This window comes from sulfur-oxidizing endosymbiont of Gigantopelta aegis (assembly GCF_016097415.1).
In the GTDB taxonomy this organism is placed as follows: Bacteria; Pseudomonadota; Gammaproteobacteria; order GRL18; family GRL18; genus GRL18.
This window is the reverse complement of record NZ_JAEHGE010000001.1, coordinates 3,041,419-3,055,441: the sequence shown is the minus strand read 5'-3', so window position 1 is coordinate 3,055,441 and position 14,023 is coordinate 3,041,419. Positions and strand designations below refer to the sequence as shown.

Here is a 14,023-nt window from a genome sequence, read left to right as displayed (position 1 = left end):
ATTGCTAGTCTTTTTGGGACAGTTCAAACCTACTTTAGGCTTCAGATGTAGGATGTGGTGAGGAACGAACCGCATCAATGGCTTTCAATAGAGGTTTTTGATGCGGTTCGTTCCTCACCACATCCTAGCAATCACCATAGTCCTACCAATGTAACGATAAATTGGCTTACTTGATCTGTTCCGTTTCGTCTTTGTGCTAAACGTTCTTCGCTTGAGCAACTGCATTACCAATGTAAGTCGCCGGTGTCAGTGATTGCAGTTCTTTTTTCGCGGCTTCGGGCATGTCTAAAGTATCCACAAAGGCTTTTAGCGTTTCAGCAGTAATAGTTTGCCCACGAGTGAGTTCTTTTAACTTCTCATAAGGCTGTTCAATGCCATAACGACGCATGACGGTTTGAATGGGTTCAGCAAGAATTTCCCAGGTGTTATCTAAATCAGCTGCCAGGGCATTCTTATTAATTTGTAACTTACTGATGCCACGCATGGTTGATGAATAAGCAATCATAGCATGAGCAATACCCACACCTAGGTTTCTTAATACGGTGGAGTCTGTTAGGTCACGCTGCCAGCGAGAAATAGGCAGTTTGCTGCTTAAATGATTCATTAAGGCATTGGCAATACCGAGGTTGCCTTCGGAGTTTTCAAAGTCAATAGGGTTAACCTTGTGTGGCATGGTAGATGAACCCACTTCACCAGCAATGGTTTTTTGCTTGAAATAACCCAGCGAAATATAGCTCCAGATGTCCCGATCAAAATCAATTAAAATGGTATTAAAACGTGCCAGTGCATCGAAATATTCAGCAATATAATCATGTGGCTCAATTTGAATAGTATAAGGATTAAAATCTATGCCCAGACTTTCAACAAACGTCTTGGCAATGTCAGCCCAATCTAATTCAGGATAAGCACTATAGTGAGCATTATAGTTACCCACTGCGCCATTGATTTTTCCCATCACCGGCACGGCTTTTAATTGCTTGAACTGACGTTCTAGGCGATAGGCCGTATTAGCCATTTCCTTGCCCATGGTTGAAGGTGAGGCAGGTTGTCCATGGGTACGACAAAGCATTGGTGTGTCTGCCAAGTCATGGGCTAATCCAGTAATGGCATCAATGATTTCACGCAATTGCGGTAATATGACATCACTGCGAGCGCTATTGAGCATCAGGGCATGGGATAAATTATTAATGTCTTCTGAGGTACAGGCAAAATGAATGAACTCATTGATGGCCATCAGCTCATCATTGTCTTTGATTTTGTCTTTGAGAAAATATTCCACCGCTTTCACATCATGGTTGGTGGTACGCTCAATGGTTTTAACCGCTTCGGCATCCTCGGTAGAAAAATTATCCACGATGCTGTCAAGCAAACTGCTGGCAGGCTCTGAAAGCGTAGGGACTTCCTTGATATCAGCATTGTTGGCCAGCATTTGTAACCAACGGACTTCGACTAGAACACGATGACGAATTAAGCCAAATTCACTGAAAAGGGGGCGTAAATTGGCTGTTTTACTGCCATAACGACCATCAATGGGTGATACTGCGCTTAAACTATTTAAATCCATTCTCAAGGACCTCGCCTGCTTTTAACTATAAGATGTGTTGAATTTGGGCGCTATTATAACTGAAATTACAGCACTGAAATAGCAATTTATGGTTCTTCAAATTATTGTGAGTGAATTATTCCCAGCGAAAAAGCTTCACACCAAGTAGTAGAAAAACCACCAGCATGACCGCCAGAGCAATAATATGCTGACTAATATCCAATAGTCCCGCGCCATCCAGCATGATGGCGCGGGAGGCATCGACGACATGGGTCAAAGGCAATAAATCCGAAACAAATGTGACCCAGGATGGCGAGCCTTCCAATGAAAACCATACTCCGGATAAGAGCATCATGGGAATAGATATGGCGTTGGTAATACCGGCGGCGACTTCGTCACTTTTTAGCCGCGAAGCAATGAGTAAACCGAAGGCAATCATAGCCAGTGAACCTAAGCTAAAGACTAGAAATAAATTAAAATAAGAGCCGTGCATGGTGAAATCTAAGATAAGATCACAGCCGATATAAACGATGGTGGTGACAAAAATAATCAATAATAGCCGCGAGAAAATTTGCGCCAGTAAAAACTCAGTGGCAGATAAGGGCGTGCCCCGCAAACGTTTTAGCACCCCGTTTTTGCGATAACGGACAATCACAAAACCAATGCCGAATAGCGCACTGAACATCATATTCATGCCCAATACACCGGGTAATAGCCAATCAATATAGCGAACTTCTTTGCCGCTGACAGGACTGCGTTGCAGTGTTTCACCACCACTGACTTTGAGTAATTGCTCGCTAATATATCCGGCAGGTGAGCTGGCATTAACCCAATAGCGTGATTGTTCCGGGGCAATTAATAAGTCTAATTGATGCCGCTCTACTTTTGTAATGGCTGTTTCCAGATTTTTCACCGGAATAAAATTAATGTACTGAGTGTGCATAAAAGGGTGTTCGATATTGCCTGCAACACCCACTTTATAAAGTGTCTGATCGCCACTTGAAAACAAGAAGGCAAAGCCGAACATGAGAGCGGTAGGAAAAATAAGTCCCCATGCCAGCGCTGCCCGATCACGCATAAACTCAATATTACGGGCATGAAAAATAGCCAGAAAGCGTTTCATAAGCGTAAATCTCTCCCGGTCAGTTGCAAGAAGAGATCTTCCAGGTTTCGTTGACGAATTTGCACAAAGCTCAGGTCAATGCCTTCATCTAATAAGTATTTCATGGTCTGATTCACATCACTGGTGGGTATTTCAGTCCAGTCATCACCTTGTAGCTGAGCATGGTGGATTAAATCGGGATGCTTAGCGGTCAATTCGGCTAAATGTTCAGAGGATAAGTAGCTTTGAGGAATTCGCACCAGCCGTTCACTAAAGTGTTGCTGTAATAGCTCAGTGGGTGAACCCTGAGCGATAATATGGCCATGATCCATAATAATGATTTCGTCGCAGAGTTCAGCCGCCTCATCCATATAATGGGTAGAAAGAATAACTGTCGTCCCACGGCTGAGCACATTTTTGATCAGATCCCAGAAATTATGCCGTGCCTGGGGATCGAGGCCGGTAGTCGGTTCATCGAGAAAAACGATTTCTGGATCATTGATCAGGGCAATGGCCAGCAACATACGTTGGCGTTGTCCACCGGATAGCTTGCGATTGTCACTATCAAGAAATTCAGTCAAATGACAACGTGCAATTAGATCATCAATGTCTGAGCTGTGTGGATAGAGCCCGGCAAAGAGTTTAAGGGTCTCTCTGACGGTCAGAAAGTCTTGTAGAGAGGTATTTTGAAATTGAATGCCGCATTGGGAGCGAAATAACTGCCCGATGGGCTCGCCCTTATATAAAATTTGCCCGGAAGAGGGCTCACAAATACCTTCCATCATCTCCATCGTGGTGGTTTTGCCCGCGCCATTAGGTCCCAGCATACCAAAACACTGACCTTGCTTGATTTTAAAGGCGATATTATCCACCACAGTGGTTTTCTGATAACTTTTGCTCAGAGAATATACTTCAAGTATGGCGGTCATGGCTGCAGGGTGATCAATGAAATTGCAGATATTATATAGTGGTTGATGCTGATATACCCGTTATCTTTGTAAAGAAAGACCAACTCAAGTAGCAAAGCCTCCGTTTCTAAAACCCCATTTTGAGCTATTTTCTATTTGCTGTTGTAAAGATAATGGGTAATAAGCCCATTTTAGGCTATAATTGACGGTAAAATATTTTTAGTCGGTCTGACTCTTTTGCCCTCCCTCAGGGGAATAAATCGTGTCAGGCTTAATCAGTTAGAGAGTAGTTAGAGAGATTTTATGTTAACAGAATACAGACAACATGTGACCGAGCGCGCTGAGCAGGACTTGCCACCATTGGCTCTGGATACACAACAAACCGCACAATTAATTGAATTATTAGTGCAAGTACCGGCAGGTGAAGAAGACTTTTTAATGGACTTGTTCATTAATCGTATTCCCCCCGGTGTTGACGATGCGGCTAAAGTAAAAGCTGAGTTCCTTAATGATATTGTCACAGGTAAACAAAGTTCTCCTCTCGTCAGTCCTGAAAAAGCCACTGAAATTCTTGGTACCATGGGTGGTGGTTATAATATTCAGCCCTTGGTTGATTTATTGGACAATGAACAACTAGCGCCTATCGTTGTAACGGCCTTATCCCGCGCCTTATTAATTGCTGATGCCTGGCATAGCATTATGGAAAAAGCCAAAACAAACCCCTATGCCAAACAAATTGTCGATGCCTGGTCAGCTGGTGAGTGGTTTACCAGTCGAGCTAAATTAGCCGATAGCATCACCGTGACAGTGTTAAAAATCGATGGTGAAACTAATACCGATGACCTGTCTCCAGCCACAGAAGCCTGGTCGCGTCCTGATATTCCCCTACATGCTAAATCCATGCTAGTGACCAAAATGCCAGATGCTTTGACTACGATTGCAAAATTGAAGAAAAAAGGCTATGCAATTGCCTATGTCGGTGATGTAGTGGGTACGGGTTCATCAAGAAAATCAGCGATTAACTCAGTGTTATGGCACATGGGCGATGATATTGATTATGTGCCTAATAAGCGTCAGGGGGGGGTGGTATTAGGTGGCAAAATAGCGCCAATTTTCTTTAACACCGCAGAAGATTCAGGTGCATTACCGATTGAATGTGATGTGTCAAAAATAAATACCGGTGATGTGATCACCATTAAGCCTTATGCCGGTGAAATTATTGACCAGCAGGGCAATGTGATCAGCACCTTTGACCTCAGCCCTAATACCTTGCCAAACGAAGTGCAAGCCGGTGGTCGTATTCCGCTGATTATTGGTCGTGGCCTGACGGATAAAACCCGTGAAGCTTTGGGCTTAGAGCCAACGGATATTTTTACTCGTCCACTTACAGCCGCAGATACTGGCAAAGGTTTTACCTTGGCACAAAAAATTGTCGGTAAAGCCTGTGGTGTTGATGGTGTCCGTCCCGGTACTTATTGTGAACCTAGAATTTCCACCGTTGGCTCACAAGACACGACCGGTGCAATGACCCGTGATGAGCTGAAAGAACTGGCCTGTATGGGTTTTGCTTCTGACTTAGTCATGCAAAGTTTTTGTCACACAGCAGCTTATCCCAAGCCTGTTGATATTAAACTACAAGGCAGTCTACCGGACTTTATTACCCAGCGTGGTGGTGTTTCACTGCGTCCGGGTGATGGCATTATTCACTCCTGGTTAAACCGGATGTTATTGCCTGATCAAGTCGGTACGGGTGGTGATTCCCATACCCGTTTTCCTCTAGGTATTTCATTCCCAGCCGGTTCTGGTCTTGTGGCCTTTGCTTCAGCAATGGGCGTGATGCCTTTGGATATGTCTGAGTCAGTATTAGTTCGCTTTAAAGGGGCTTTACAGCCGGGTATTACCCTGCGTGACTTAGTGAACGCCATTCCCTGGCAAGCGATTCAGGATGGTAAACTCACCGTTGATAAAGCCAATAAGATCAATGTATTTAATGGCCGTATTCTTGAAATCGAAGGCCTACCCGATCTGAAAGTTGAACAGGCATTTGAATTAGCTGATTCCTCAGCAGAGCGTTCAGCCAATGGTTGTACGGTGCATTTGAACAAAGAGCCGGTGATTGAATATCTAAAATCAAACATCGCCTTATTAAGCTGGATGATCCGTGAAGGTTATCAGGATGCTAAGACCTTGCAACGTCGTATTGATGGCATGCAAACCTGGTTGGAAAACCCACAATTATTAGGGCCGGATGACGATGCAGAATATGCTGATATCATTGAAATTGACTTAGATACCATTAAAGAACCCATTCTGGCTTGCCCGAATGATCCAGATGATGTCAAGTTACTGTCTGACTTAGCCGGACAGGAAATTCAGGAAGTCTTTATTGGTTCTTGTATGACCAATATTGGCCACTATCGTGCGACCTCTAAAGTGCTTGCAGCTCATCTGAATAATGGCGGGGGAGCGATTCCAACCCGTTTATGGATTGCACCACCGACTAAGATGGATGAAAAACAACTGATCAATGAAGGTGTATTCAGTATCTTTGGCCGTGCAGGTGCAAGAACTGAAATGCCGGGTTGTTCCTTATGTATGGGTAATCAGGCACGGGTCGCGGATGAGTCAAATGTGGTTTCCACGTCAACTCGAAACTTCCCCAATCGCTTAGGTAAAGATGCTAAGGTCTTTCTTGCTTCTGCGGAACTGTCTGCGGTTGTTTCAACCATGGGCAGAATGCCCTCAGTTGCTGAATATCAGGACGCAGTTAAAGCCTTAGCGAGTGATGGTGAAATCTATCAGTATCTGAACTTTAATGAAATGTCTGAGTACTTATAGTTAACAGTATCGTTTGTACTCTTTGTGATACGCTTCGTTCCTCAGCAGCATCCTACTGTTCTGGCATCATTTGTAGACGTTCTTACATCATTTGTAGACAAAGTAGGCTGTTGCTGAGGAGCGAAGCGCACCAGTATTAAGTGACATGTTTTGTTCATAAAAGCATAATATCATTGTCATATTTCCTCTTGATTACCCACAAAGCTCCGCCATATTTCGATAATTATACTATAATTATACTATAATTATACTATAATTATACTATAATTAAAGTATAGATTATGTGTGGAGTAGAATGATGTCAAAAAATAAAATTCAGTTTCAAGAAGGTTATAGTTTATTTGAGCTTTTTAATGATTATGGCACTGACAAACAGTGCCGACAAGCCTTATTTAAATGGAAATTTCCTGATGGATTTGTTTGCCCAGAGTGTGGCAATAAGACTTATTGCACTCTAGAACATCGCCATCTTTATCAGTGCCACCATTGTCATCATCAGACATCAGCAACCTGTGGGACAATATTTGATAGTACCAAACTGCCTTTATCTAAGTGGTTTTTAGCGATTCATCTTATGACTCAATTGAAGACAGCGGTTTCAGCATTAGAATTAAAGAGACAGCTTAAGGTAAGCTACAATACAGCCTGGAGTATGAAACAAAAGATCATGCAGGTTATGAAAGAACGTGATGACAGTAAACCTTTATCAGGCATCATTCAAATTGATGATGCCTACTGGGGTGGTGAGCACAGAGGCGGCTCCAGAGGTCGTGGTTCAGAAAATAAAACACCGTTCGTTGCAGCCGTTTCTACTAATGAAGATGGACACCCGATTGCAATGAATTTAAATGTGCTTAAAGGGTTTAAATCCAGTGAAATAAAACGATGGGCACAAACTCATTTAACACCTGGAAGTACTGTTTACTCAGATGGGTTAAATTGTTTTCCTGCGGTTAAAGAAGCTGACTGTAAGCATGTTCCAATCGTCACGGGTGGTGGTGCGGCAAGTGTTGATAAAATTGAGTTTATCTGGGTTAACACTATGATAGGTAATATTAAAAACTCTATGAAGGGAAGCTATCATTCCATTAACTCAAAACATTTACCTCGGTATCTTGCTGAATTTTGTTATCGGTTTAATAGACGCTTTAACTTAAAAGACATGATGCCAAGGTTTTTATGCGTGGCGATGAAAACGCCACCTATGAATGGAAAGCTCCTAAAAATGGCGGAGCTTTATGGGTAATCAAGTATTTCCTTGCTAATATTTGACTATCAACAATGGTTCAAATTATGAGGATGTATCAATGAACATGACAGGTAAAGGACTCTCTCTCGTATTATCGACAGTATTACCGCTAACAGTATTGGCTAATGATTTTTCTAATGTTAATGCTAACGAAAGCGCACAACTTTGGTATGAAGCGGGTGCATCAAGCATAGAAGATGCTCAGCAATTAAGAGCGAATAAACACCGGGCAAAAAATGTTATTTTATTTGTGGGCGATGGAATGGGAATTTCAACCGTCACCGCTGCACGCATTTTAGAAGGACAATTGCGGGGTGAAAGCGGCGAAGAAAATTTACTGAGCTTCGAAAAAATGCCTTATCTGGCACTTTCTAAAACCTATAATACCAATCAACAAACCCCTGATTCAGCGGGTACTATGACTGCCATGATGTCAGGTATTAAAAGTAAGGCAGGAGTCATCAGTGTCGATCAAAGCGTGACCCGAGGTGATTGTGCCTCGTCCCAAAATGCCCATTTAAAAACCTTCCTTGAACAAGCAGAACAAGCCGGTATGTCTACGGGAGTTGTAACAACTGCTCGATTAACCCATGCAACACCTGCAGCAACTTATGCCCATACACCTGAACGTAATTGGGAAGATGATCGAGACTTGCCACTAGAAGCAAAAGAGAATGGTTGTAAGGATATAGCCCGTCAATTAATTGAATTTCCTTATGGTGATGGTATTGAAGTCGCCATGGGTGGTGGTCGCCGTAGCTTCTGGCCTCGTAATCGTGATGATCTTGAAGATGCGGGCAAGACCGGCGAACGTGAAGACGGTCGTAATTTAACAGAAGAATGGGTCGCACAATATGATAATGCAGCATTTGTCTGGAATAAAGATCAGTTTGATGCCATTGACACTGAAAACATCGATCACTTATTAGGCTTATTTAACCGCTCACATATGCAATACAATTATGACCTGCCCAATGATAATGCCGGTGAACCTTCTATTGCAGAAATGACCACAAAAGCAATTAATATTCTTGATAATAATCGTAAAGGTTATTTTTTGATGGTCGAAAGTGGACGTATCGATCATGGACATCATGCTGGTAATGCTTTTCGCGCCTTGGATGATACCATTGCTTTTTCTAATGCGATTAAAGCAGCTATGGAAAACACTGACCCACGCGATACATTGATAATTGTGACCGCTGATCATAGTCATGCTTTCACTATTGCAGGTTATCCTACCCGTGGTAATCCCATTTTAGGTAATGTGCTGGGTAATGATAGTTCCGGCAACCCCGCTGAAATTTCCCTGGCTAAAGATAACATGCCCTATACAACCGTCAGCTATGCCAATGGTCGTGGTTTTGCAATGTTAGGTACAGGTGGTGATACCCATTATGCAGAAGCAATTAATACCGGAAGAACCGTTGATTTAAGTTTTGTTGATACTCAGGATCAAGGCTTTCACCAAGAAGCTTTAGTACCTTTAAGTTCTGAAACGCATTCCGCAGAAGATGTGGCTATTTATTCTCAAGGACCGGGCGCTTATCTGTTTCACGGCGTACAGGAGCAAAATGTTATTTATCACGTGATGAATACAGCCTCGCGTATAGAAAAGCGTGCTGAGCATGGGCATGACAAAGAACGACGCATGGTGCGTAATGAGTGGCGTGAAAGAGAGGATTAAGGAAATACTCTGGGAGCATAGGCGTGATGCCATGCTCTTAGCAATAATATGCTACCACTACATTCGATTAACGATCATTAATTAAGAAAAATTAATAGGTTACGATACAAAATGATATTTATTTCTTTATGCTTCATCATGACAATAGCAACGGCTAATGCAGCGGCTTTTAACGGTGTAGATGCAGACAAGCCAATTGTTGCATTATATGAAACACGACAAATTAAAATTGCATTACAGCCACAACTAAACAAACAACAATGGCAATTTTGGCGTTCGAAAAATCGAGTTGAAAAAAGCTATCAAGAAGCCAAAAATATGCACAAAAATGAAATCGAAATCTGGGAAAAAAATGCTCAAGACATTTCCTTCAGTCATGTTTTTTTAGAGCAACAACGTATTATTGAATATAACGCTGGAGACTTACGATCTTTAGGGCAGGTGCCGAACTGGGATCGAGTACAACATTTAATTTCACCTGAATTATTAAATCAATTAACTAAAACTGCCAGTCTGAAAGTGTTAGGCTATGAGGCAAGTCAATATTCAGGGCAGATACAGGGTGTTGACTTAACCGTGATCTGGATTGATGATTTGCAATTACCCGCTATGATTCGACAAATTAAATCTAATATGACATATAGCGTGCATTTATTAGCCATTTATCCACAAGAAAAATCCCCTTGGAAAAGAGCTGAAATTGAACATTTTCTTACAATGGATTTTGCTGACTTAGGTGACAATGAAGCCGATCCTATTTGGGCAAGTTTGGGAAATAAGCATCATTAAGACTGTATAGGCGATAAATAATGATTGATTTAGGTGATAAAATGGTCAATCATGAACTAAATTAATTGCCGATTCAAACTGAAAAATACAATTTGCACCATGAAAACTAAACGCTATACGTTGATCAATAAAACGCCTATCGAAGAATCAGATTTAGAAAAATGGAAATTTTGGTATGCTAAGTCTGATCGATTAGTGCAATCCACTGATATCCCCATGAGTGATGAAAATCGCTTCTTATTTAAAATTTCCGATCCCAATTGTATTATTAATGTCAGCACTGTTTTTTTAGGTGTTGACCACTCCCTGTTTAGTAATCTTGATGATAAACCCATCCTCTTTGAAACCAAAATCACCGGTGGTCAATATGATCAACGACGCCAATGGACCTGTACTTGGGAAGAGGCGGAATGCGAACATCAGTTTACATTGGATGCTTTATTTCAGGGTGGCTTCATCTGCCAGAGACTTAAATAATGCTTCGCCATAATCTCCCTGATTGGGCACATTGGCGGGCACAGGATGCTGATGGCACTTGGTGGGCTTATGAAGTCGAACCCTTACAACACTTTACCGGTTGGTATGAAAATGAAGTGGGGCAATGTGTTCGTATCGACAAGGAACAAGCAAACCCTCAATGGCAGACGACATTAAGCAAAATTGTGAGTGTTAAGCCCAAGAAAAATTTACTCATTGCTGAAGAAACCCACTGGGCTAAGGTTGAAGTTTGGCAGAGTGACAGTATTCGTTCTTTATACCTTCATGATGATATCGCCATACAAAGTCAATTAGATTTGGCGCAAAAACATCAATTACTCAAACAATATTCCCGTGCCATGATGAGCTTTCTGCTGTTTAAATCACAGCCAAAATCATTATTACTCTTTGGTCTGGGAGGCGGGAGTATCATCCACTTTTTACACCACTGGTTTCCACAGTTAGCAATACAGGCAGTGGATATTAATGAGCGTATCATCGCCATTGCCAAGCAGTATTTCGAATTGCCTGAAGTGCCTCAAATTAATATTCATAATTGTGATGCCGCGTCTTTTTTGGAAAATACGCCGCTAAAAAATCAAGATGTCATTCTAATTGACTTACATGATGGTCAATCTCTACCTGAATTCTTATCAAAGTCTGACTTTCTTACACAATGTCATCAGGCATTAAGTGCTGAGGGAGTGTTGGTTTTTAATTTATTGATCCAGCAAGAACAAGATTTTTTACCCATCATGTTAGCATTGAGACAAAGTTTCACCGCTACCAGCCTTTGTTTATCATTAAAAAATGACCAAAATATCATTGTGCTGGCATTCAAATCGCCACAATCTATCGACATGATTGAATTGCAGCAAAGAGCCAGTGAATGCCAAGAAAAATATGCCATTGAATTTGAGCAATTTGTGGCGAGTCTCACTATCATTGGTGCCAAATAAATTCCTGTATTTGCTGAGTGATTTATGATGCTATCGCTAAGACTCTAGCCAATTTTTAATAAATGAATTATGCTAGGCAATTGCTAACCATTAAGACCACAGACGACACGAGAAAAACACATGAATGGCGACGATCTTTCTGCCTTTGAAGCAGAACTTGGCTTTGATACTCTAGCTATCAGAGCAGGCTACCAACGAACTCACGAAGCAGAGCATGATGAGGCCATATTTCCCACATCAAGCTATGTCTACAACTCTGCTGCACAGGCTGCCGCACGATTTTCCGGTGATGAGCCGGGCAATATCTACTCTCGTTTTACTAACCCGACAGTTAGAACCTTTGAACAGCGTTTAGCTGCACTTGAAGGTGCTGAGCGCTGTGTGGCCACGGCTTCGGGTATGGCTGCGATTATGAGTACCTGTTTGGGCTTGTTGAAAACGGGTGATCATATCGTCTCCTCACGGTCTATTTTTGGTTCTACCGTGGTGCTATTCAATAACTACATGGCACGTTTTGGTGTGCAGACTAGCTATGTTGATTTAACCGATCTAAGTGCCTGGGAAGCGGCAATTCAGGACAATACCCGGATCTTGTTTTTAGAAACACCGTCAAATCCATTGGTGGAAATTGCCGATATACAGCAATTAGCTGATCTGGCACATCAGCATGATTGTCTCTTGGTCGTAGACAATTGCCTCTGTACGCCTGCCCTGCAAAAACCGCTGGCAATGGGCGCAGATGTAGTCATCCACTCGGCAACAAAATACATTGATGGTCAGGGGCGGGGCATTGGTGGTGCAGTTTTAGGTTCAAATGATCTGGTGGGTGGTGAAGTCTATGGCGTGTTAAGAACCACTGGCCCGACCATGAGTCCCTTTAATGCCTGGATCTTTCTTAAAGGGCTGGAAACTTTAAACCTGAGAATGAAGGCACATTGTGATAATGCTATGCAATTAGCTCAGTGGTTAGATCAACACCCTGCAATTGGCAAAGTGCATTATCCCGGCCTTGCAGATCATCCCGGCCATCAATTAGCGGCATCGCAACAATCAGCATTTGGTGGTTTATTATCTTTTGAGTTGAAAAATAAGAGTCGTGAAAAAGCCTGGCAAGTGGTGGATCACACCCGCTTATTGTCAATTACGGCTAATTTGGGCGATGTGAAATCAACCATTACCCATCCTGCTACAACGACCCATGGTCGAGTGCCGGTGGAAGATCGTGAAAAAGCCGGTATCAGTGACGGTTTATTGCGCATTGCTGTGGGCTTGGAAACGATAGAAGATATTCAAAATGATTTGCAACGCGGTCTTGCTACGCTTTAATGGTAGGCAAAGCAAAATTTAGCAGAAGCATTATGACCTCTGTAAATAACCTCTTGTAAATGAAAGATATTCTTCTATACAGTCAATATAGCGACCCCCAAGTGCGCGCTTTAGTGTGGTCATTACTAAGCCCCGGACTAGTCAATGAGTCCGGTGTTTATCCTACTTGTGCCACGCAACAATGGTGTCAATCAGTCTATGAACAAATTCAACCTGCCTTAGCACAATTAAATGATGATCCAAGTGAATTAAAACACTGGTTGGAAAATTATAAATCATGGCGCTTAGGTATTCGTTTTGAAGCCTATTGGGCGTTTATTTTTGAGCTATTAAAAAAACAGCATGACTGTCAGTCATACGCCACTCACCTGCAAGTACAAACCCAATTAGGTCAAGGCCCTTTTAGCAAAACCCTGGGTGAAATGGATCTTGTCTATCAGGAGAAGGACTCGCAACTGCATCACCTGGAACTGGCGGTTAAATTTTATCTGCTCAAAGCCAATGCGTTTGGTTTTGAACGTCTGATTGGGCCTAATGGTGGCGATTGGTATCAGCGTAAGCTTGAACACCTGTTTAAAAAACAATTGCCCTTGTCTGAGACTCAGGATGGAAAAAACAAATTAGTAGAGCACTTTGAGCTTGATATTGAACAGGTTTCTTGCCAACATCAGGGCTTAATTAAGGGCATGATTTTTCTACCGGTGACCGAAGAGGGAAGTTTAAATGACAATGAAAAAGACCTCCTTAATCCAGAATTTTATGCCGGTAGTTGGGGAACAATTCAAAATTGGTATTTAGCTGATCCCGGTGAGATAGGGCGTTGGGTGATCTTAGAGAAACTGTCCTGGCTTGAACCCCAGGTTTATGCACCATCCTATCCAGAGCTCGAAGATAAATTATTCACAGCCAAAGAAATGGCCTATAAATTAAAGGCTCATTTTCACAATACGCGACGGAGCATTCTGATTGCTCGTCTGGATTTTGATGAAGTATCACAATTATGGCTGGAACAACAACGGGTGATGGTTGTTGATAAATATTGGCCCGTTTTTGAGCGTTCAATTGAAACTATGTTTGAGAAGGCCGGTCAAAGAACCCAAGATCTTAATGAAAATAAAAAATTGTAAACAAAAAAATTTAGGAGT

General features: G+C 42.2%; 11 protein-coding genes. 8 read left to right on the top strand and 3 right to left on the bottom strand.

Going from position 1 to position 14,023, the window contains the following annotated elements:
• Positions 1 to 196 precede the first annotated feature (196 nt).
• The 3 genes from purB to JEU79_RS15525 all read right to left on the bottom strand — a co-directional run bounded on the left by purB (position 197) and on the right by JEU79_RS15525 (position 3,574).
• Positions 197 to 1,564 (bottom strand): adenylosuccinate lyase, encoded by a 1,368-nt coding sequence (purB, locus tag JEU79_RS15535; RefSeq protein WP_198264839.1) that lies wholly within the window; start codon positions 1,562 to 1,564, stop codon positions 197 to 199.
• A gap of 115 nt (positions 1,565 to 1,679) precedes the next feature.
• Positions 1,680 to 2,666, bottom strand: coding sequence for an ABC transporter permease (locus tag JEU79_RS15530; RefSeq protein WP_198264838.1), 987 nt, complete (start codon positions 2,664 to 2,666; stop codon positions 1,680 to 1,682).
• Positions 2,663 to 3,574 (bottom strand): ABC transporter ATP-binding protein, encoded by a 912-nt coding sequence (locus JEU79_RS15525; protein WP_198264837.1) that lies wholly within the window; start codon positions 3,572 to 3,574, stop codon positions 2,663 to 2,665. The genes JEU79_RS15530 and JEU79_RS15525 overlap by 4 nt, the downstream gene beginning before the upstream one ends.
• 282 nt (positions 3,575 to 3,856) lie before the next feature.
• On the opposite strand from JEU79_RS15525, the gene acnB reads away from it, so the two are divergent.
• The 8 genes from acnB to JEU79_RS15485 all read left to right on the top strand — a co-directional run bounded on the left by acnB (position 3,857) and on the right by JEU79_RS15485 (position 14,005).
• On the top strand, positions 3,857 to 6,391 hold the full coding sequence (acnB, locus tag JEU79_RS15520) for a bifunctional aconitate hydratase 2/2-methylisocitrate dehydratase (RefSeq protein WP_198264836.1): 2,535 nt from the start codon (positions 3,857 to 3,859) through the stop codon (positions 6,389 to 6,391).
• Between the two features lie 298 nt (positions 6,392 to 6,689).
• The gene (locus JEU79_RS15515) at positions 6,690 to 7,637 is read left to right on the top strand and encodes an IS1595 family transposase (RefSeq protein WP_198262526.1); all 948 of its coding nucleotides are present in this window, start codon (positions 6,690 to 6,692) and stop codon (positions 7,635 to 7,637) included.
• A gap of 67 nt (positions 7,638 to 7,704) precedes the next feature.
• Complete coding sequence (locus JEU79_RS15510; RefSeq protein WP_198266034.1) at positions 7,705 to 9,327, top strand: alkaline phosphatase family protein; 1,623 nt, start codon at positions 7,705 to 7,707, stop codon at positions 9,325 to 9,327.
• Between the two features lie 138 nt (positions 9,328 to 9,465).
• Positions 9,466 to 10,116 (top strand): hypothetical protein, encoded by a 651-nt coding sequence (locus JEU79_RS15505; protein WP_198264835.1) that lies wholly within the window; start codon positions 9,466 to 9,468, stop codon positions 10,114 to 10,116.
• A gap of 99 nt (positions 10,117 to 10,215) precedes the next feature.
• Complete coding sequence (locus JEU79_RS15500) at positions 10,216 to 10,593, top strand: hypothetical protein (RefSeq protein ID WP_198264834.1); 378 nt, start codon at positions 10,216 to 10,218, stop codon at positions 10,591 to 10,593.
• Positions 10,593 to 11,552 (top strand): spermine/spermidine synthase domain-containing protein, encoded by a 960-nt coding sequence (locus tag JEU79_RS15495; RefSeq protein ID WP_198264833.1) that lies wholly within the window; start codon positions 10,593 to 10,595, stop codon positions 11,550 to 11,552. Before JEU79_RS15500 ends, JEU79_RS15495 begins: the two co-directional genes overlap by 1 nt.
• A 120-nt stretch (positions 11,553 to 11,672) precedes the next feature.
• Positions 11,673 to 12,878, top strand: coding sequence for an O-succinylhomoserine sulfhydrylase (locus JEU79_RS15490; RefSeq protein WP_198264832.1), 1,206 nt, complete (start codon positions 11,673 to 11,675; stop codon positions 12,876 to 12,878).
• 59 nt (positions 12,879 to 12,937) lie between these two features.
• Positions 12,938 to 14,005, top strand: coding sequence for a DUF1853 family protein (locus JEU79_RS15485; RefSeq protein ID WP_214660595.1), 1,068 nt, complete (start codon positions 12,938 to 12,940; stop codon positions 14,003 to 14,005).
• The last annotated feature ends 18 nt before the right edge of the window (positions 14,006 to 14,023 follow it).